This window comes from Streptomyces sp. NPDC005784 (assembly GCF_042871525.1).
Classification (GTDB): Bacteria; Actinomycetota; Actinomycetes; order Streptomycetales; family Streptomycetaceae; genus Streptomyces.
In genome coordinates, this window is sequence record NZ_JBIAIQ010000027.1 from 99,256 (window position 1) to 119,636 (window position 20,381).

The window sequence follows — 20,381 nt, forward strand, 5'->3', positions numbered from 1 at the left end:
ACCGGAGCCACCCCACATGACAGGCATGGGCCGCGTCGCGGGCTCCCGTCACCGTGTCACGCTCACGGAACAGCAACTCCCTCGTCAGCTGTCAGCTGTCAGCTGTCACAGCTTGGCTGCGAACTGGAATTTCGAAGTACTCAGACAGACATATGGACTCGGAGGCTGACCGAATTCATCGGCTGCCCGGGCCGGCGGCCGGGGAAGAGCCGGCGGGAACTTCCGCTGCTGACACAGGGCAGATGTTCGCAGGGAGGCGGCCCCGCCCACGCCCCGATCAGCATTCCGCCACCTCAGCCCCTGGGGAGAGGCGACGAAAAGACCACATGCCGGCATCCCGCGGGTTAACGGCAGGAAAATCAAGGTTACTTGCGAGAACTGAGGTAATTCCGGTACAACCCCCGCCCGGGGTGCGGTGTCTAAACGTGTGATCGGAAACAACAACCCCGCACACAGGCGCGGGTTCACGACTCGATTGCCGATCGCTGACCGCTGACCGCCGTGACGACAGCGGCAGCGGTGACGACGAATTCACCGGCGCCTTTCTTCGTCAGGCCTGAACATCACTGATTCCGCGAAGGGTTACTTCTGCATGCGCACGATAAGGACTATTGCCTCCACCGCCTCTCTCGCTCTGGCCCTCGGCGGAGGCGTGTACGCCGCGTCCATCGCCCAGGCGGCCACGGCGAGTTCGGCCTCTCTCGTCCACGCCGACGGCGAGCTCTGGTACGAGGCCGGCGCCGGACAGGCCAACAACCTGACGGTCACCGCGAAGGTCGTCGACGTCGACCCCTCACAGTTCGGTGAGGACTACCTCCTGACCTTCCGCGACAAGTTCGACATCACCCTCTCCACGAACGCGTGCAGCTACCCGTCGGCGACCGACCACAAGGTCGCCGAGTGCACGGTGGCCATCCCTCTGGGTTCCGACGACTCGGACGACTACGACGTCGACCTCGGTGACGGCAACGACACCGCGACAGTCACCGGCTCCGCGTACACCTCGATCCACGGCGGCAAGGGCAACGACGTCCTCAAGGGCAGCCGCGCCGCCGTGTTCTACGGGGACGACGGCAACGACCGCCTCGACGGCGGCGGAGGCGTCTGGGCCGTTGGCCCGTTCGGCGGCGCGGGCAACGACACGATCACCAACTGCGACGCCGCGTGCCACGGCGGTCCCGGCAACGACACCCTCACGGGCACCGCCTCGGGGCAGGACTTCGGCATGTACGGGGACGACGGCAACGACGTCATCCACGGCGGCTCCGGTGCCGACCTCGTCTACGGCGGCAAGGGCAACGACAAGCTGTACGGCGACAGCGGCAACGACAAGATCTACGGCAACAGCGGCAACGACCTGCTGCACGGCGGCACGGGCACCGACACACTCTCCGGCGGCCCGGGCACCGACAAGGTCTACCAGAACTAGAGCTGAAACAGGCAGAACTCAGGGCCCGTCAGGGGTGTGAGGGAGCACGATCTCCCTCACACCCCTGCTTGGCAGCTCGGACAAGGCCCGGCTGCGAGCCCCCTACGACATGTAAGGGACTTGGCCACCCGGGTCCTCCGTGACGCCGTTTACGTCGCCGAGCGACCCTCCAACTCCCGCCGCCTGGCGGCCAGTGCCCTCGCCAGCACCTTCGCCCGGTAGGGGTTCGACGCACCGAGGGCCGTCGCCACTGTCACCGCCTCGTCCAACAGGGCCAGCCGTCGCTCAGGCAACTCCCGTACCAGGGGCGAAGCGCTGGCCTCCACCAGGACGTAGGCCAGCTTGGACCCGTACGCCTCCGGCTCGACCTGTGTCAGGAGGCGGTAGATCCACAGCCCCTCCGCACCGCGCACCACCCGTCGGTTGGCACTGAGCAGCTTGACCCTCGCCAGTACGGCCATGTCCTGATCCACCGATCCCCCTTCGTTCCCTTACTCCCGACCCGCGCCCGTCCCACGACGGGACAGCACAGCGAACGCGCCGGCAGCCGGGAACGGCTGCCGACACGAACGCCGGAGAGTGGATGACGACGAGTCTGCGGGCGGACCACCACCTGCGACAAGCCCGAACGGACGTGCGCTCCGTCCTACCGCAACCGGCCTTCGAGCAGGCATGATGGACCTGACACTCCCCCAAGCTCGGTCTGTGGACCGCCCGTTCGAGGCTCGTTTGGGGCCATCCGAGGCGCCGGCACGGTTTCTTGGCCGCCGCCGTGTGGCCCCACGACATTGGCCACGCTGCGGAGTTGCGCGAGCGGTCGGGCGTCGACACCCCGCTCGCCGACCCGCTCGACGACGAACGCGTCCTCCCCGTCTCCCGCGACGAGGACGTCGCAAGGCCGGAGGCGTAGGCGGGAATGCGGCCAACGGACTGCCGGTGGTCGAGGAACGCTCGGCGTGGGAGGAACCGCGCGAGGCCCACCTCGCCCACCGCACAGCACAGCGCCCGGGGTTACCTGATGCACGCAGAGCGACGCGCTCGGATCGCACGAACGCCAGGTGATGGGCGCGCGCGGTCAGTTGACGAAGATCCGGTCCTCCGCCTCTACGACGATCTGCTCCGGATCGGGTGCGTTCAACAAGGTGTCCGCGTAACGCTCCGCGTCCGGGTCGGCGGCGCGGCGGGCGCACGCGACGGCGTCCGCGACGTCGTAGCGGGTGGTCCTGAGCCGGACATCGGGGCCCAGCAGCGCCCAGTACGCGGTTCCCGGTTCGCCCGTGTGGTACGGCAGCCCGACGCTGCCCGGGTTCACGCTGCGCAGGCCCGCCACCGCGCGGTCGAACTGGAGGTGCGCGTGTCCGGTGACCAGGACCCGCGCTTCGATGGCCGCCGACAGGTCCGCGAACCGCTCGGGCGGTGTCCCCGGCGTGACCAACTCGTGGTCGCTGCGCGGCGAACCGTGGCAGAAGTGCACCGGTCCGAGCCCGTCGATCTCGACGACGACCCCGAAGGGGAGGCGGTCCAGGAAGCGGATGGCCTCGGGCGAATGGTGTGCGGCGATCCACGATTGGCGCGGGGTGTCCGCGACCCGCGCGGCCGTGCCGATCTGGGCGGCGTAGCGGTCGCCGTTGCCGCGTACGCACAGGGCGCGCCCGCCCAGCGCGACGATGCGTTCGTACGTCTCCTGCGGCTGCGGCCCCCAGGTCAGATCGCCGCAGAGCACGACGAGATCGGCCGCGGCGACGTCCGGTTCGGCGAGCACCGCGTCGAGGGCGGGGATGTTGGCGTGCACGTCGGAGAGTACGGCGACCCGGGCCACGGGCCCGTACCGGCGTGGCGGTCCCTCCCAGGTCGCCGGACCGTGCAGTTCGACGTCGTCGTCGGCCATCGCTGCCATTCCTCGTGGTCGCTGGGGCTTCCTCGGTCGAGCGGGGCCAGGTGCGTTCAGCGGTAGGTGCGGCGCCTTACCGGATCACGAGTCCGAGGAGCCCTCGACCGCTCGTGGACCGTCATGCTCCTCCGGCATTCCGCCCGTCCGCCGGGCCGGGACAGCACCCGCGCGGCACGCCAAGTCAGCTGCGTGCAAAGCAAGTTGCATCATTTTTCATGAACTGTTCGCGGGCAATGTGCTGAGGCTACTTTCCATCACCGACCACATCAAGGAGGAGCCGGTGAGCGGCGCCTTCAAGGAGGTCGAGGTCCGCCAGAAGCCCGGCAAGTAGTCGTCCGTCGGATGGGATCGGGATCCGGATCCGGGCCTGTTCGCCCTCCAGTGGTCCTGATCGCGTTCTCCTTCGGCCAACACGGAGTCCCCCGGCCCACGGGCTCCGTCCATCTTCGTGCACAGCGTCGCGGGAGGCCGAATTACGGAGCGCCCGCGACAGCCGCCACAAACTCGGCGCGACCCTGCCGCGCCTGTGGGCCGTTGACGGCGAGGTTCTCACCAGGGCGGAGACCGCCGAACTGCACCCGCCATCGGGCCTCGACCGGCCGGGACCTGGCGGTCTTCATCGTGAGCGCCGCCAGGACCGGCGACTCCGTACCCCCCTGTACCGCGGGTGGCGCGAGAAGTGCTCGGGCAGGAGGACGGGGTGCGGGGGCGTGTGCGGAGCAAAAGATCTCGGACGAGGCCTGACGGCTGCGACGCGCGCGGAAGGGCTCCTTCCATGCGTTGGGCGAGGCGGCTGCTTAGCGTGACCCCATGACCACTGTCCAAGCCCGGCCCGCCCCCGACACCCGGCGGTGGAAGGCGCTCGCCGTCTGTCTGACGGCGGGCTTCATCTCGCTGCTCGACACCTCGATCGTGAACGTGGCGCTGCCCTCGATGGAGCACGGACTGGGCGCCTCGGAGGCCGCCCAGTCCTGGGTGGTCTCCGGGTATGCCCTGACCTTCGGGCTGGTGCTCGTCCCGGCGGGCCGGCTGGGCGACATGCGCGGGCGGCGCCAGGCCTTCCTGCTGGGGCTGGCCTTGTTCACGCTCGCCTCGGGGGCGTGCGGCCTCGCTCCCAGTGCCTCCTGGCTGGTGCTGTTCCGGCTGATCCAGGGCACGGCGGCGGGCATGGTCGCCCCGCAGACCTCGGGGCTGATCCAGCAGATGTTCCAGGGTGCCGAGCGGGCCAAGGCCTTCGGCCTGCTGGGCAGTGTCATCGGGATCTCGACGGCGGCGGGCCCGCTGGTGGGCGGTGTGCTGATCGATGCCGTGGGCACCGACGACGGCTGGCGCTGGGTGTTCTTCGTCAACCTGCCCATCGGGGTGGCCGCGCTCGCCGCGGGACTGCGGCTGCTGCCCCGGTTCCCGGCGTCGACGGGCAAGCGGGAGGAGTTCGACCTGTTCGGCGTGCTGCTCCTCGGCGCCGCCGTGCTCGCGCTCACGCTGCCGCTGGTGCAGGAGCAGCAGTGGACGGGGCGGCTGAAGTGGGCGCTTCTGCCGGTGGCCGCGCTGCTGCTGGCCGCGTTCTGGGCGTGGGAGCGACGGCAGGGCCGGCGCGGGCAGGCTCCGCTGGTCGATCTGAACCTGTTCTCCCTGCGCTCCTTCACGCTCGGCTCCCTGATCAGCCTGACCTACTTCGCGGGCTTCACCACGGTCTTCTTCGTCTACTCGCTGTTCCTGCAGAACACGGCCGGATACAGCGCGCTGGCAGCCGGTGTCTCGGTGCTGCCCTTCGCCGCCGCCTCGGCGGTCGGCGCCGCCATCGGGGGCCGGCTGGTGATGCGCCACGGCCGCAAGCTGGTCGTCTTCGGCCTCGTCGCGGTGGTGGTGGGGCTGCTCGGGGTGATCGTTGCGGTGCAGCTGGTACCCCTGCAGAGTGTCGGGTGGGCCACGGCCCTGCCGATGGTCATCGCCGGGATCGGCTCGGGCCTCACGGTCTCCCCCAACACGACGCTCACCCTCACCCGCGTGCCCGTGCAGCGTGCCGGTGCGGCCGGCGGGGTGCTGCAGACGGGGCAGCGTATCGGCTCGGCCGCCGGGATCGCCGTGGTGGGCGCGGTGTACTTCGCGCATGAGACCGACCACGGTCACTCCGTCACGGCCATTCAGCTCGGGCTGCTCACCGCCGTCGGCATGAGCGTGATCGCGCTGCTGCTGGCCGTCGCCGACCTGCGGGTACGCCAAGCACACCCCGAGCCGGAGCGGGCCGTGGAGACCGTCCAGCGCGGTGCCGAGGAGGGCGGCACCGAGGAAATGGTCCGGCGCGGTGGCTGAGTAGCACGGCCTCCGGCGCGGCTCCCCCCGCCATGTCTTTCGCAGTGCTGCGACACGGCCACGGGCCTCCGGGTGGCGGTGGCGCCAGAGGCCCCGGGCACGAGGTCGGTGACCCCACGGTCCGGGTCCTGACGCAACCGACTACGCGAGTCCGGTGTCGTCACGACGCGGGCGTGCCTCGTCCCGCAGGGTCATTCCGTACCGGACGCCGAGCACGACAGGGGTGCCCACGACCGTCATCCACGCCCCTCCGCCGCCGTCGAACAGCCAGGAGGCTGAGCCCAGGACCGCGCGTGAGCTCCGCCCGCTCGGGGGAGGCCGCCCCCACATAGTTGTACCCATACCGCTCGGCGGGGCCGAGCTGGTGGTTCTCGGTGAAGGCGTTGCCGTGCGCGTCGTAGTGCGTCGTCTCGTGGACAGCGCCGTTCGTGTCGTTGTACCGCTCCCGGCGGTAATTCCCAGGGTGCAGTTCCTGGTTCGGTTCTGCGACGTACCGTTCCTGATCCGCTCCTGATCCACCGGGCCCCCCTCGGATTCAAGGTCGAATTCCGACCGCTTCGGATTACGCACTGCAGGTCGCACACACTCAGGCGGCGGCGACCTCGCTGCGGATGCGGGCGCGCTCTCGGCGTAGCGCGGCGGGGACGTCGGCCGGACCGCCTTCCTGCGGGCGCCCCAGCACGCTCAAGTCACGGGCGGGAATGGCCGTACTGCGCTTCTTCGTCACCTTCCCGCAGGCACGGCTCACGGCCGAGCAGTGTCACGGAGTACTCGCCGGCCACACCGGCGAACGTATCGACGCCCCGGCCCGGTGCGGCACGCGTTCCGCGAACTCCACCCTCGTAAAGGCCCGGCGTCGAAGGTGCTGACGATAGCCGCCGATGTGCCCGTTGACGGTCCGCCATGCCGGACCGCGACCCGGTCGGCACCACCCTGCGGGCAGATCAAGCCATGTCTCCGACCGCTCAACCTCGGGACTGCGCCGCCCAGTTCGAGAATCCTTTCTCCCGGCTCCGTCCCAGGCGATCCGGCCGGATCGAAGGCCTTCGGTCGCGCCCGGAACGGCCGCTCGGATTGTCCGGATCCCGGCACCCCACCCGCCCGATTGTCAGTGTCGTGCCCGAGGGTTCCGTCCCACGGCCCATCCACGACCGACCGAGGAGACAGGTGCTCTCGACGCCCTCACGCAATCCCCCGCTCGGGTTACAGCGTCGCCAGTGTCCCCCTGCCCAGTGAATCGAACGGGCAGGGGCCGGGCGCTCAAGCCGATCGCACTTGCCCGCTGCACCCCGCGTCGAACTTGCGCTCGACCAGTCACCCGGTCCACCCCGTATCGGCCCCGTGATCAGCGAAGTTGTCCGGGTGCTCCACCCGATCCGCCAACCGAGGAGAAATTCGTGAATCCCGTACGCCTTCTTCCCGCCGCCCACCCCGCGTTCGAAAATCCTCCTGCTCGGCCCGTCGGGCCCGCCATGCTCCGGCGCCCGGCGGACGCGCGCCGTGCCCCGTTCGCCTCCGCATCACGACCGTCACCGAGGTGGGGGGCATGACCGACGCGAAGACTCTTCCCACGGCGCTGCGCGGCTGGGCCGAGCATGAGATCGGGGGTGTCGACGACGTCCGGGACGCCTCGCACCCGCGGGAGAACTCCCGGGTCTGGGAGCTCGTGCGCGCCGACGGCTGCCGGTTCTACCTGAAGGTCTCCCCACACGCGCGGATGTACGAACGGGAGACGTTCGCCCTCCGGCACGCGACGCCAGCCCTGGGAGGCGGCCGCGCGCCCCAACTGCGTGCGTCCAGCGCCGAGTACCTGGCGCTGCTGACGACCGCCGTGCCCGGCCGCCCGGTGAAGGAACTCCTGCTGACGGCGGCCGAGGAGTACGAGGCACACCGGCAGGGCGGTCTCCTCCTGGCCCGACTTCACGCGGCCGGCGACCTGGCCGGCCACTGGCGCGTCGAGGCCGAAGCATCGCTGCACGCGGCGGCGGAGGGCGCGGACAAGCACCTGGACCAGGCCGGGGACCGGCTGACACCGGCGGAGCGCAGGCTCGTGCGGGACCTGGCGGCCCAACTGCTCATGGTGGGGCCGCTGCCGCTCGGGTTCATTCACGGCGACGCCTGGCCAAGGAACCTGCTCTGGTCCGGGCACGCTGCGTGGATCGACTTCGAACGGTCCCGATTCGCCCCCGTCGTCCAGGAGTTCGTCCCGCTGGCCTGCGGGGTGTGGGCCGACAGGCCGCGGCTGCGCACCGCCTGCCTCCGCGGATACGGGCGCGACCTGACGCGAGAGGAGCGCCACGTCTTGAAGGCACTGGCCGCGCTGGACGCGGTGAGTGCCCTCGTCCGGGGCGAGGCGTACGACGATCAATGCGTCACCGCGCGCGGTCGGCGCACCCTGGACCGGCTGACGACGGGGGTGTTCGCGTGAAGCTGCCCCGCATCGGCACCCGACGCCCGGCGGCCACCGTGCCGCAGGTCCTGTCCGCGCCAAGTGACACGGCTGCCGTTCCCGCCGCGCGCTCGGCGGATCCGCAGCCCTCGGCGCCCCCCGAGCTCGACTACAACGGGCGCAAGCACCGCCGGGCCATGGACGACGCCACCTTGTGGGACATGGCCCGCCGGATCCCGATGGCGCTCGCCCAGTCGGCCCGGCTGGCCTGGTCCGTCGACCGGCACATGACGATCACGATCCTCCTGTGCCAGCTGCTGTCCGGCCTCGGCACGGCCGTCATGCTCACCGCCGTCTCAGAGGCGCTGCCCCACCTCACCACCTCCGACGCCCGGACAGGACTCTGGCAGGCGTGGCCGGCGCTGACCGTCGCGGTCGTCGCGATGGCGACGGGCGCCGCGATGTGGATCCTCGCGGACTGGGCCACTCGCCGGCTGAACCCGAAGATCGCCTCCGCCGCCGACCTCACACTGGTCGACCTCCACATGAAAGCCGAACTGTCCGCCTACGACACGGAAGGGTTCACCGACCGAAGCCAGGCCGCGGAGATCGGCGCCCTGCGCGCGGTCGACCTCGCGGACGACGCCAAGACGCTCACCAACGCCTTCGTGCAGTTGGTGTCCGCAGCAACCGTCCTCACCTCACTCCACCCGCTGCTCCTGGGCGTGCTGCTGCTGTCGGTCATCCCCCGGGGCCTCGGCGGAGTGATCGCCGCGCGCATCGACTACCGAGTCCACGACCGCACCCTCTCCGCCCGCAATGTGCGCGGCATGATGCGCTGGTGGCTCACCACCTCCGAGCTCGCCGACGAACTGCGCGCCAACACCATGCGCCCCTACCTGCGTTCCTGGTACAGGGCGATGTGCGACCGGGTCGAGGGACGCGAGCTCGAGGGAGCCCGCCCGTACCTGCTGGTGACGCTGCTCGCGGCATCCCTCGCGGGCCTGTTCACGCTCGGCATGTGGGCCGCCCTGGCCGCGCTCGCCCTCTCGGGGGCCATGTCCACCGCGATCGCCGGCACGGCCATCGTCGCCTCGCAGACGGCAGGACGCGCCCTCAACTCGATCGTGCGGTACGGCGCGGTGATGTTCCACCACGGCCTCTACCTCAGCGACTACTACACGTTCATCGACGAAGTCCGCGCGATGACCACCGCCCGCGGCACCACCCAGGCCAAGGCACCACAGCAAATCCGCCTGTGCGAGGCCGAGTTCACCTACCCGGACAAGGACACCCCCGCCCTGCACCCGATCACCCTCACCCTCGACCGCGGGGAGGTGGTCGCCCTGGTCGGTGAGAACGGCGCGGGCAAGTCGACCCTGATCCGTATGCTCACCGGACTGACCGTGCCGACCGGCGGAACCGTGCGATGGGACGACGTCGACCTCGCCACCGCCGACGCGGAATCGGTATGGCGACATGTCGGCCTCGTCCCCCAGAAGAACGGACACTGGCCGCTCCGCGCCAGGGAGAACATCACTCTCGGCCAGCCCCGTGAGCACACCGACGAACGCGTCTGGGACGCCGCGGACCGCGTCGGCATGACCGAGGTCCTCCAGGGACTCCCGGACCGGCTCGACACCCTGCTGGCCCGATCGGTGTGGGGCGGACACGAACTGTCCGGCGGGCAGTGGCAGCGCCTGGCCTGCGCGCGAGCGATGTACCGCGAGCCGGCCGTGCTCGTCCTGGACGAACCGACCAGCGAGATGGACGCCCGTGGCGAGCACCTGATCTTCCGCAAGCTCCGCGAGATGGCTCCGGACCGCATCACGGTGGTCGTCACACACCGCCTGGACAACGTGCGGATGGCCGACCGCGTCATCGTCCTCGATCACGGACGCATCCGCGAAGAGGGCACCTTCGACGCCCTCGTCGCAACCGAGGGGAGTCTCCTGGGCGAGTTGTACGCGCTCGCCCAGGACCGCTGACCTCCCTCAATCGCGTCACCTGCGGGGCCGCGTGCGGCGCGGCCCCGCTCCCTCCCAACCCCGCACAGACCCGCGCACAGGACCCTCAAAAGCCCATCGGTACACCAAAAACCCGTCGGTGCACGCCCCCCGTCCGGCGGATATGCGTGCGGGTACCATGAACCCGGGAAACTGACTACCCGTTCAAGATACGAACGGCCCGCAGCAGGCACACTCGGAGCGTCTTCATGGCATCGCACCCTTCACCCGCCCATCGGGCCGGCACCAATCGTCCTGTCTGGCTCGCGTCTTCGCTGGCACTGGCGTTGGCGGCGGCCGGAGTGGTCGGCGTGGAGGTCTCCCAGGCCTCCCCGGTCAACACGTCCGCCCCGAAGGCCAGGTTCGCGGCGGCCACGTGCGCCGACAGGACCTTCAGGGCGATGACGGCCGCACAGCGGGTCGGTCAGCTCTTCATGGGATCGGTCACGCCGTCCGCTCCGGACAGCAAGCGGATCCAGCTCATGCGCCAGTACCACGTCGGCTCGGTGTTCCTGGCCGGGCGGAGCAACGCCGGGACGACGGCGACGAAGACCCTGGTCGACGGTCTTCAGGCGAACGCGGACAGCGCGGCAGGAAGCCGTGTGGGCCTCCTCATCTCGACCGACCAGGAGGGTGGAAAGGTACAGGTGCTCTCCGGCCCCGGGTTCTCGACCATCCCGACTGCCCTGACTCAGGGGAGCTGGACGACGGACGAACTGCGCAGTGAAGCCGCCGTGTGGGCCAAGGAGCTCAAGTCGGCCGGTGTGAACCTGAACCTCGCGCCCGTCGCGGATGTCGTACCGGCCAGCCTGGGCACGGCCAACGCTCCGATCGGTCGGTACGACCGCGAGTTCGGGTACACCGCTGACACGGTGGCTCCCCACAGTGACGCGTTCCTCGCGGGCTCCGCCCAGTCCGGGGTGCTGGCCACGCTCAAGCACTTCCCCGGACTCGGCAGCGTCGTCGATAACACCGACACCACAGCCAACGTCGTGGACACCGTGACAACGAGCGACAGCTCGAGCGTCACAACGTTCAAGTCCGGCGTCGAGGCCGGCGCTCCGGTCGTCATGATCTCCTCCGCCACCTACAGCAAGATCGACCCGAACAACCGGGCCGCGTTCTCCTCGACGGTGATCCAGACGCTTCTCCGCAAGGAGATGGGCTTCAAGGGCGTGGTCATTTCGGACGACCTCGGGAACGCGGTGGCGGTCAAGGCCGTGTCCCCGGGCGACCGCGCGGTCAAGTTCCTGTCGGCCGGCGGTGACTTGGTCCTGACCGTCGAACCGAACCTGATCCCGGACATGACCACGGCGGTACAGAATCGGATGACGCAGAGCGAGAGCTTCCGCTGGCAAGTGGAACAGAGCGTCCATCGCGTCCTCACCGCCAAGCAGAAAGCAGGCCTGCTGTCCTGCGGCTGACCTGGACGATGCCGCCGGTGCCGCAGTCGCAGGTGTAGTGCGGCACTGCGGCACCTTCGGCGATGGATGCGGCGGAGACCGCGGTCAGCGTGCCCGGGCGGGAGCCTGTCCTGTCCGGCTCACCACGAGCAGGATGTCGTCGAGCGCGCCGGAGTCGTAGAGGTCTGCTTCGCCGCCGAAACTGAACTGCCAGTCGCCGACCGTGCGGTGAGTTGCCTGGTCCGCTCCAGCAGCACCTGCGTTGGGGACCTCAGGATGGACACGGCCGGTAGATTGCCGGGGTCGGTGCGGTCGTCGCACGAGGAATGGCAACGCAGATCAGGCTGCGCCGACAGGTTGGTGCGGACCGACGGGGGCCATGTGGATGTCACTGAGCTGGAGCTGACCGATCCCTGGGAAGGCGTACTGGTCGCTCCCGCGCCATCGCGGCCGGCCTGACCCTGATCCTGCCGAGCCTCCAGCAGACGTTCAACATCGTCACCGGCATCGGTGCCGTCACGGTGCCTACCGCGAGCACCGTCATGGCGATGGACGTCTTCGTCCTGCCGCGTGTGTTCGGGCTGCGCCGCCCCATGGACCGCGTCGCGCACTGGAAGCACACCGCACGGGCCAACTGGCCGGGCGTGGTCGCGGTGGTCGCCGGCACGGTCGTCGGCACGGCCACCGGTGGCCTGATCCCGGGAACGTCCGGATTCCAGCACACCTACATCGGCTTCCCGGCCCTGCAGGCGTGGCTCACCGGCGCGGTCATCTACTTCATCGGGGTGGCCCTGGTCCACAAGCGGGCGAACGCCACGGTCCTGCTCGGCTTCCCGCGGTTCGAGCCGGAGCCCGCCGAGGCGCCGGACGACAGCCACGAGGTCGCGTCGGATCCGGTGCCCGAGCTCGCCTGAGCCGGCCAGCAAGACACACACGTACGGACGAGGGACGAGGAACCGGCATGGAACAAGTGGACACGGTCGTTCGCGCCGAGCGCGTGATGACTTCCGAAGGGGAACGAGCCGCCTGCATCGGCATCGTGAACGGGCGGATCCGGTTCATCGAGGACATCGAAGCAGCCGTTCCGGCCCGGGAGGAAGTCCGCGTCGAAGCCGACGTGGTGGTACTCCCCGGGCTGGTCGACACCCACGTGCACCTTCAGGACCCGGGACAGTCCGCCTGGGAGGGCTTCGACTCCGGCACCCGGGCAGCGGCCGCGGGCGGCATCACCACGGTGGTCGACATGCCACTCGACAGTCTCCCGGTGACGGTCGACGTACCGGCCCTGGAGATCAAGCGGAAGGCGGCGAGCGACCGGAGCCATGTCGACATCGGCTTCTGGGCCGGCGTCACCCCCTCCAACATCCCTCAGCTGGGCGAGCTTCACCGCGCGGGAGTACTCGGATTCAAGTGCTTCCTCGCCAACACCGGCCTTCCCGAGTTCCCGCCCGTCTCCGTCGACGAGATGAAGGCGGCCCTGGCCGAGCTCAAGAAGTTCGGCGGCTTCCTCGCGGTCCACGCCGAGGACGCCGCCGAAATGGCCGCGATCCGGCTGGTTCCCGGCCGCTCCTACCAGGATTTCCTGGCCGTACACCCCGCGCACATCGAGGACTTGGCGGTGAGCGCGGTGATCGAGGCGACGCGCGCCACCGGTGGACGCAGCCACATCGTCCATGTCTCCAGCGCGCACGCCGCCGATCTCATCCACGAGGCGCGGGCCGAGGGGCTCAAGATCTCCGCCGAGACCTGCCCGCACTACCTCACCCTCACTTCCGTGGAAGTGCCGGACGGCGACACCTCGTTCAAGGTCTGTCCGCCGATCCGGGACGCGGCCAACGCCGACCGGCTGTGGGCGGCCCTGCGCGCCGACTCCCTCGCGATGATCGTCTCGGACCACTCGCCCTGTGCCATCGAAGACAAGGCGCTGGACAAGGGCGACTTCGCCGAGGCGTTCGGCGGCATCTCCTCCCTCCAGATCGCTCTGCCCGCCGTATGGACCGAGGCACGGCGCCGCGGCCACTCGCTCGCGGATGTCGCCAACTGGATGGCCCGGCAGCCGGCCGAGCTCGTCGGGCTTTCCCACAAGGGGGCGATCGCACCCGGCTACGACGCCGACCTGTGCTTCCTGGCACCCGACGAGAAGTTCACCGTCGAGCCGACAGCCCTGCATCACCGCCAGCCCATCACCCCCTACGCCGGACGGGAACTGTACGGCGCGGTCCGCCAGACCTGGTTGCGGGGTCGGCGCATCGATTTCTCCCGCCCCCGAGGGCAACTGCTGACCCCGCCCGGCGTCGCCCGCTAGCCGCTGTCCACCCACCCGAACATCGATCGTGAAGGAGTGCCCGATGCGCATTCTGGTCGTCAACCCGAACACCACCGAAGCCATGACCGAGTCGATCGCCAAGAGCGCCCGGGACTGCGCTTCGCCCGGAACCGAGATCGTGCCGCTCACCCCGCTCTACGGGGCCGACGGCATCGACTGCAACTTCGAGAGCCTGCTGTCCGCCGTCGCGGTCATGGACCGCGTCGCCACCTACGACGAGCCCTACGACGCCGTGGTCATGGCCGGGTTCGGCGAGCACGGGCGTGAAGGCCTCCAGGAGCTCACCGACGTCCCCATCATCGACATCGCCGAGGCGTCGGCCCACGTCGCCCTGATGATCGGCCGCCGCTACTCCGTGGTCACCACCCTCGCCCGCTCGATCGGATCGATCGAGGACCGCCTTCTCACCGCCGGACTCGCCGACCGCTGCGCCTCGGTCCGCTCCGTCGGCATGGGCACGCTGGAGTTCGACCAGAACCCCGAGGCCGGGATGGCCGCCATCGTCGAAGAGGCACGGCGAGCCGTCGAGGACGACCGGGCCGAGGTCATCTGCCTGGGCTGCGGCGGCATGGCCGGACTCGACAAAGCGATCACCGACGCCCTCGGCGTACCGGTGGTCGACCCGGTCGCCGCCGGAATCCGCCTGGCCGAGGCGATCGTGGGCCTGGGCCTGAGCACCAGCAAGGTCAGCACCTACGCGGCACCCGAGTCCAAGACGATCATCGGATGGCCGCTGTCCAAGCGCCTGGCGCTCTGAGCCCCTCGCCCCCGCCGGCCGAGCCGACGGGTTGAGCAACCGACCCGCGCATCCTGTACATCACCGTCAGCCGGGCTGATTCCCGCGCGGCTGTTCCACCTGTGGAGGCCATCCCTCATGTCCACCGATCATCCGTCCTCGACGGACCTGGCATCGCGCCTCGTCGGCGGCAGCGTCATCGCTGCAAGCGACGAGTCCTTCGGTGAGAAGGAGAACCTGCTCGTATCGGGAGCCGCCGACTTCACTCCCGGCTCCTACGGCCACAAGGGTGAGATCGTCGACGGATGGGAGACCCGCCGCAGGCGCACTCCCGGACACGACTGGGCCCTGATCCGCCTCGGAGCGCCCGGAGTGATCCACTCCATCGACGTGGACACCAGCTTCTTCACCGGGAACTACCCCCCGGAGTGCCGCATCGAAGCCTGCGGCGTGGAGGGCTACCCCTCGCCGGAGGAACTCGCGGGACCCGACGTCACCTGGGAGGAGATCGTCCCGCGTTCCCCGCTCAAGGGCGACTCCCACAACGAGTTCACCGTGACGGCGCAGACCCGCTTCACCCACCTCAGGCTGTCCGTCTACCCCGACGGCGGCGTGGCCCGGCTGCGGGTCCGCGGACAGGCCGTTCCCGACCCTCGCCGCTTCGAGGGCCTCACCCCCGACCTCGCCGCCCGCGAACTGGGCGGCGTGGTGGAGGCCAGCAGCGACACCTTCTACTCGTCGGCCGAGGTCCTCAACCAGCCCGGACTCGCCCGGCACATGGGCGACGGCTGGGAGACCCAGCGCCGACGCGGCCCGGGCCACGACTGGGCAGTCGTCCGGCTGGCTGCCCCCGGGCGTCTGCGCCAGGTCGAGGTCGACACCTCCTACTACAAGTACAACGCCTCGAACAATTGCGCCTTGTACGGGGCCAACGCCGAGACGACGCCGGAGCCTGACTCGTCCGCCTGGTTCCCCCTGCTGCCCGACACCAGGCTCCAGCCCGACACCAGGCACTACTTCGACGTCACCGGCACCGAAGAAGTCACCCACGTGCGCCTCGACGTGTTCCCCGACGGAGGAATCTCGCGCCTGCGCGCCCTCGGTTCGGTCGACACCGCGGCGCGGCGCGCTCTCGCCCTGCGGTGGTTCAACTCACTTCCCGCCGAACAGGCACGGACCGTCCTCACCGCAGCAGGCACACCGGTGGACGACGCGGCCGCACTCACCGCCCGGCGGCCGCTCAACGAGAACGACTCGGCCCTCGCGGAGATCCCGGCTCTGTTCGGCGAGTGATGTCACCCTGGCGGCCCCGGACGCGCCGCCCCGCCCGGCCGGGACCCGCACGGTCCGCTCTTCGGGCTGAAGGCGCACAAGCCGGGGCCGCACGAGGTGACGGTTCGCGCGTTGCGGGGCGGCACCTTCCCCGGCGAGGTGACGTTCGCGCGTTGCGGGGCGGCACCTCCCCGGCGAGGTGACCTGTCAGAAGCCGGTCTGACCCGGCAGCATCACCAGAGACCCACCACCACGCGGTGGGCCGGGACCACCGGCCTTGGTACGACCGGCAGCGCCCCGACCTCTTCGCCGCCGCCCTGCGGGCGGGCAAGGCCGTGCCGGACCCGTCCGGGATCCTCGATCCCGGCGTCGTGATCGATCCCCTTCCCCGACACGACGGTGCCGAGCCGGCACGGCCCCCGGGGGCCCGGGACGCGGCTACCAGCCCACGGCGACCAGCAGCCACTGCGGGTTGCCGTGGGAGATGAAGGAGGACTGACCCGCCACGTCGTCGTAGGGGAAGCCGTAGGCGAGGTTGTTGATGGCGTTGTCGTGCCAGAACTTGGCGTAGTAGTTCGCGGGCGCCGCCTTGTAGTACTGGGCCGGGTCGCCCTGTTGGGAGGCCGGAAGGGTGGCCACATGGCGGTTGAGGGCGGCGCACATGTCGGGGTTGCCCGCGAGAGCCGCAGCGCAGCCGAAGATGTCGGAGGTGGCGGCGCTGACGCCCACGGACTGGGCGTAGGCGGTGAAGTAGTTCGCGTTGGCGCCGCCCGCCCGGAAGCTCGGGTCGCTGCCGGGCGCGATGATGCGGTACGGGGCCTGGCTCTGGGCGAGCACCTTGAACTGGTCGGGAACAGCGGCGGTGAACCGCTGGAAGGTGGTCGTGCGGTCCTCGGCGAAGGTCTGCCGGTTCTCACCGACCTCGGCGTCGTACCCGTCCTTGGTGTGCAGGCGCATGGCCAGTTTGAGGCCGAAGGCGTCGACCCTGGTGGTGTTGCCGTTGAAGACGTTGTTGCCGACGGTGAACTCGATGAAGTCGTAGTAGGGACCGTTCGGCGAACCGAGGTAGAAGTACATGCGGCCCGCGGAGTTCGCCGGCATGTCGAGGTACGGCTGCTCGGCTATGGAGTGGACCTGTCCGTTGAAGCTCCAGTACACCTGGCTGTCGGGGTACTTGCCGTTGGTGCGGTTGAGGATCTTCACTTCGACGGCGTTGTTCGCGGCGGGTATGTCACTGGTCGTGCCCCAGAAGGCGTCGGGCGGGGTGGTGCTTCCGGGCCCGTACACCTGGAACTCCCACAGGGAGTAGCCGTAGGGGGTGGCTCGCGCCGTTCCGAGGATGCGCACGTATCTGCCGCTGCCGGTGATGTTGATGTTCTGGGTGCCACCGGTGCCGGTCGTCGTGGAGAACGCCGTGGCCCAGGTGTTCGCGTCGGCGGAGGTCTGGATCTGGAAGGCCGTGGCGTAGGCGGCCTCCCAGTTCAGGGTGACGCGGGTGAGCTGCTGGACGGACCCGAGGTCGACACGCAGCCATTGCGGGTCGGAGAAGGCCGAGGACCACCGGGTGCCGGTATTGCCGTCGACCGCGGCCCCTGCCGGGAAGGAGCCGTTCTCGACCGACGATGCCGTGGCGGGTCGTCCCTGGGAGAGCAACTGGTCGGCGGCTTGCGCGGGGGACGGGGTCAGGACGGCGACGCAGGCGGCGAGCAGGACGACGACCAGACCGAGAGCCGTACGGGCCCGTGCGGTCATACCCGGCGGTCTGTCGGGAAGGGCGCTGGTCAAGGACTGCATGTGGAGTCTCCTCGTGCCGAGTCGGCGTGTGTGGGGGCGGAGCAACAGCAGACGGAGAGCGCTCTCTCCGGGTTGTATCCCCACACGTTCCAGACGTCAACAACTGAAGCCGAAATGAAGGAAGTTCGGGTGTCCGGCACGGCGGAGCACCACCTTGCACCTCCTGTGCCGCGTCCGATCGCCCGACGCCTTCGGACCCCGACGGCTGGACCGGCCCGTGTCGTGCCACGTATTCAAGACTTGGCTTCTTCGACCGGCGCGCGGCCCGATCGGCGCACAGTCCGTGGAGCGGTCTCCGAGCCGCCCGGTCGAGGGCAGGTGCGGTGGCGGTGCGGGCAAGCGAAGGACTTGGACGCGATCTGCGTCCGGGCGCCCGGGTCACGGCGGACCGGCCGTGATGCTCAGCCCCCGCCCGGCCCACGGCACTTTCCTGCCACCGTCGCCGGGCACTGACTGGTCTACACCCTTGACTGGTACAGACCAAAGCGGTTGAGTGTGGCCCCACACCCCCCACCGCGGCCGCCCGGACTCCGCGGCGTCGGCCCTCCGTCGGCGTACGCGCACGGCTCTGCCTGCCTCCGGCGCTGCCTTGCTCCGCAAAGGACTGATCCTGTGTCACAACGCCGCGCCGCTTCCCTCCTGGCCGCGATTCTGATCGGAGCCTCCGCACCGGCGCTACTGCCGGCCGCGAGCGCGTCCGCCGCATCCTGTTCGAGTTACCCGAACTGGGTGGCAGGAAAGTCCTACGCCACCGGCAACATCGTCCGGTACACAGACGGCAAGGCCTACATCGCCGAGCACGACAACCCGGGCTACGACCCCGTCATCAGCACCTGGTACTGGGAGCCCTACGCCTGCGACGGCGGCTCGACGAACCCGTCCGACGGCTTCGTCGTGGGCGAGGCGCAGTTCAACCAGATGTTCCCGAACCGAAATTCCTTCTACACCTACAACGGCCTCAAGGCCGCACTGAGTTCCTACCCCGGATTCGCGAACAGCGGCAGCGACACGGTCAGGAAGCAGGAGGCCGCGGCGTTCCTCGCGAACGTCAACCACGAGACCGGCGGACTCGTCTACCTGGTGGAGCAGAACACCGCCAACTACCCCACCTACTGCGACTGGAGCCAGTCCTACGGCTGCCCGGCCGGCCAGGCGGCGTACTACGGGCGCGGCCCGATCCAGCTCAGCTGGAACTTCAACTACAAGGCCGCGGGTGACGCGCTCGGCATCGACCTGCTCGGCAACCCCTGGCTCGTCCAGAACGACTCGGCCGTAGCCTGGAAGACCGGCCTCTGGTACTGGAACACCCAGTCGGGCCCCGGCACCATGACCCCCCACAACGCGATGGTCAACAGCGCCGGCTTCGGCCAGACCATCCGCAGCATCAACGGCTCGCTGGAGTGCGACGGCAGGAACCCCGCACAGGTGCAGAGCCGCGTGGACGCCTACCAGCGCTTCACATCGATCCTCGGCGTCACGCCGGGAGCCAACCTCTACTGCTGACAGCACTGCTGACGGCACTGCTGACGGCTCGACGACGCCACGGATCGGACTTGTCCCGCGGTTCATGTGACTCCCTCGTGCTCGTGCCCGGGTCGATGTTGCGGGCAGGGGGCGGGGCGATCCGACAGATGCCGAGTGGGAACGGCTGTGGCCGTTCCCACCGGTCAGCAATGGAAGTTGTGGCCGGTGGTGGGATCGACGACATGTGATCGACTGGGCCATCTCGGTGGACTTCCACGATCGGTGCAGTCCACCGAGATGGCCCATGCGGGCCCATCAGCGCGCGGCCGGTGCCCGCACCGATCTGCCGTCGGCGCCCGTGTCAATGGCGCGCGCACAGCAGCCGGTTCGGACCCCGCCGATGAGTTTCTGTCGGCTGCCGGGTCAGTACGGGCATGACTGCTACGAACACGCCGCCGGCCGTCTCCCGCTCGGAGTGGCTGGCCGCACACGACACCCTCCGCGCCAGGGAAAAGGCGCACACCCGGGAGGGTGATGCGATCGCCGCCGCACGGCGACGGCTGCCCATGACCGAGGTCGACCCGTCGACTCCGCTGGTCGGAGGCAACGGACAAGTTCCCCTGATCGACGTCTTCGAGGGCCGTACCCAGCTGTTCGCGTCGTATCACATGTGGCATGACGGCCGCCCCGCCGCCGACCAGTGCGAGGGCTGCACCTTCTTCACCGGCCAGGTCCGCGAACTGTCCTATCTGCACCAGCATGACGTCACCTTCGCCGCCTTCTGCCAGGGCCCCTACGAGGAGTCCGAACGCTACCGCCGCTTCATGGGCTGGAAGATGCCCTGGTACTCCGTACCCGCCGAGTCCCACGAACGGCTCCTCGCCGGCCGCCACTTCGGCATGAAGTCGTGCTACCTCCGCGACGCGGACCGCGTCTACGAGACGTACTGGACCACCGGCCGAGGGGTCGAGCCCATGGCGCCCGCCTACGGCATCCTCGACATGACCCTCTACGGACGGCAGGAGATCTGGGAGGACTCCCCCGCAGGCTGGCCGCAGCCGTACGAGGCCCGCGGCGACCAGTTCCGCAAGGGCGGAAGGCCAAGCGCCCAATGGGCACGGATCGCTGCCGGGCACGACGACGACCTCCACGGCGGACAGTCCAGCACGGGCGGCTCGGGCTGCTGCGGCTGAGCCCGGGCCCGAGCGCCACGGCGGAACCACCGTCGGAGACCGCGGTGGGGGCCGCCCCCGGGGCCCCCCCCGGCCCCCCGAATCCCATCTCCCCCGAGTGGGAAGGGCGGCCCCCGGGGGGGGCAGCGGTGCGTCGACCGGCGGGGGCGCCGGGTCCTGGGGTGT

At 69.7% G+C, this 20,381-nt stretch carries 15 protein-coding genes and 1 pseudogene; 12 read left to right on the plus strand and 4 right to left on the minus strand.

All coding sequences use genetic code 11. The annotated features are described in order from the left end of the window. Positions 1–592 precede the first annotated feature (592 nt). Positions 593–1,429: a calcium-binding protein gene (locus tag ACFYR3_RS32475; RefSeq protein WP_355855664.1), complete on the plus strand. Its 837-nt coding sequence runs from the start codon at positions 593–595 to the stop codon at positions 1,427–1,429. A gap of 149 nt (positions 1,430–1,578) precedes the next feature. Here the strand turns inward: ACFYR3_RS32475 and ACFYR3_RS32480 are convergent, their stop codons facing one another. Both ACFYR3_RS32480 and ACFYR3_RS32485 read right to left on the minus strand, forming a co-directional pair. Beyond that, positions 1,579–1,902, minus strand: a complete 324-nt coding sequence (locus tag ACFYR3_RS32480) for a hypothetical protein (RefSeq protein WP_355855661.1) — start codon at positions 1,900–1,902, stop codon at positions 1,579–1,581. A 602-nt stretch (positions 1,903–2,504) separates the two neighbouring features. Then, positions 2,505–3,317: a metallophosphoesterase family protein gene (locus ACFYR3_RS32485; protein ID WP_355855658.1), complete on the minus strand. Its 813-nt coding sequence runs from the start codon at positions 3,315–3,317 to the stop codon at positions 2,505–2,507. An 813-nt stretch (positions 3,318–4,130) separates the two neighbouring features. Between ACFYR3_RS32485 and ACFYR3_RS32490 the strand changes: the two genes are divergently transcribed. Next, on the plus strand, positions 4,131–5,633 hold the full coding sequence (locus tag ACFYR3_RS32490) for an MFS transporter (RefSeq protein WP_355855655.1): 1,503 nt from the start codon (positions 4,131–4,133) through the stop codon (positions 5,631–5,633). A 586-nt stretch (positions 5,634–6,219) separates the two neighbouring features. Here ACFYR3_RS32490 and ACFYR3_RS32495 read toward each other — a convergent pair. Further along, entirely contained in the window at positions 6,220–6,381 is a 162-nt protein-coding gene (locus tag ACFYR3_RS32495; RefSeq protein ID WP_389285506.1) for a hypothetical protein, read from the minus strand. Between the two features lie 798 nt (positions 6,382–7,179). Here ACFYR3_RS32495 and ACFYR3_RS32500 point away from each other — a divergent pair. From ACFYR3_RS32500 to ACFYR3_RS32535, 8 genes and pseudogenes are all read left to right on the plus strand, one after another. Beyond that, on the plus strand, positions 7,180–8,061 hold the full coding sequence (locus tag ACFYR3_RS32500; protein WP_355855652.1) for a phosphotransferase: 882 nt from the start codon (positions 7,180–7,182) through the stop codon (positions 8,059–8,061). Positions 8,062–8,243: 182 nt separating this feature from the next. Next, positions 8,244–10,010: an ATP-binding cassette domain-containing protein gene (locus ACFYR3_RS32505; RefSeq protein ID WP_389285527.1), complete on the plus strand. Its 1,767-nt coding sequence runs from the start codon at positions 8,244–8,246 to the stop codon at positions 10,008–10,010. Between the two features lie 227 nt (positions 10,011–10,237). Then, complete coding sequence (locus ACFYR3_RS32510; protein WP_389285508.1) at positions 10,238–11,452, plus strand: glycoside hydrolase family 3 N-terminal domain-containing protein; 1,215 nt, start codon at positions 10,238–10,240, stop codon at positions 11,450–11,452. A gap of 500 nt (positions 11,453–11,952) precedes the next feature. Beyond that, a complete protein-coding gene (locus tag ACFYR3_RS32515) occupies positions 11,953–12,345 on the plus strand; it encodes a hypothetical protein (RefSeq protein ID WP_389285510.1) in 393 nt (130 codons plus the stop codon). A gap of 47 nt (positions 12,346–12,392) precedes the next feature. Next, a complete protein-coding gene (gene allB, locus ACFYR3_RS32520; protein ID WP_355855638.1) occupies positions 12,393–13,736 on the plus strand; it encodes an allantoinase AllB in 1,344 nt (447 codons plus the stop codon). Between the two features lie 43 nt (positions 13,737–13,779). Continuing rightward, positions 13,780–14,514 (plus strand): aspartate/glutamate racemase family protein, encoded by a 735-nt coding sequence (locus ACFYR3_RS32525; protein ID WP_355855635.1) that lies wholly within the window; start codon positions 13,780–13,782, stop codon positions 14,512–14,514. 117 nt (positions 14,515–14,631) lie between these two features. Continuing rightward, positions 14,632–15,786 (plus strand): allantoicase, encoded by a 1,155-nt coding sequence (gene alc / locus ACFYR3_RS32530; RefSeq protein ID WP_355855632.1) that lies wholly within the window; start codon positions 14,632–14,634, stop codon positions 15,784–15,786. Positions 15,787–16,007: 221 nt separating this feature from the next. Then, positions 16,008–16,253, plus strand: a pseudogene (locus tag ACFYR3_RS32535) (FAD-linked oxidase C-terminal domain-containing protein); the annotation flags it as partial. Here the strand turns inward: ACFYR3_RS32535 and ACFYR3_RS32540 are convergent. Then, the gene (locus ACFYR3_RS32540) at positions 16,204–17,559 is read right to left on the minus strand and encodes a beta-1,3-glucanase family protein (protein WP_355855629.1); all 1,356 of its coding nucleotides are present in this window, start codon (positions 17,557–17,559) and stop codon (positions 16,204–16,206) included. The pseudogene ACFYR3_RS32535 and the gene ACFYR3_RS32540 sit on opposite strands and share 50 nt — an antisense overlap. Positions 17,560–18,171: 612 nt before the next feature. Between ACFYR3_RS32540 and ACFYR3_RS32545 the strand changes: the two genes are divergently transcribed. Both ACFYR3_RS32545 and ACFYR3_RS32550 read left to right on the plus strand, forming a co-directional pair. Further along, positions 18,172–19,062, plus strand: coding sequence for a glycoside hydrolase family 19 protein (locus tag ACFYR3_RS32545; protein ID WP_389285513.1), 891 nt, complete (start codon positions 18,172–18,174; stop codon positions 19,060–19,062). Positions 19,063–19,457: 395 nt separating this feature from the next. Beyond that, positions 19,458–20,216 (plus strand): DUF899 family protein, encoded by a 759-nt coding sequence (locus ACFYR3_RS32550; RefSeq protein ID WP_389285515.1) that lies wholly within the window; start codon positions 19,458–19,460, stop codon positions 20,214–20,216. Positions 20,217–20,381 lie beyond the last annotated feature (165 nt).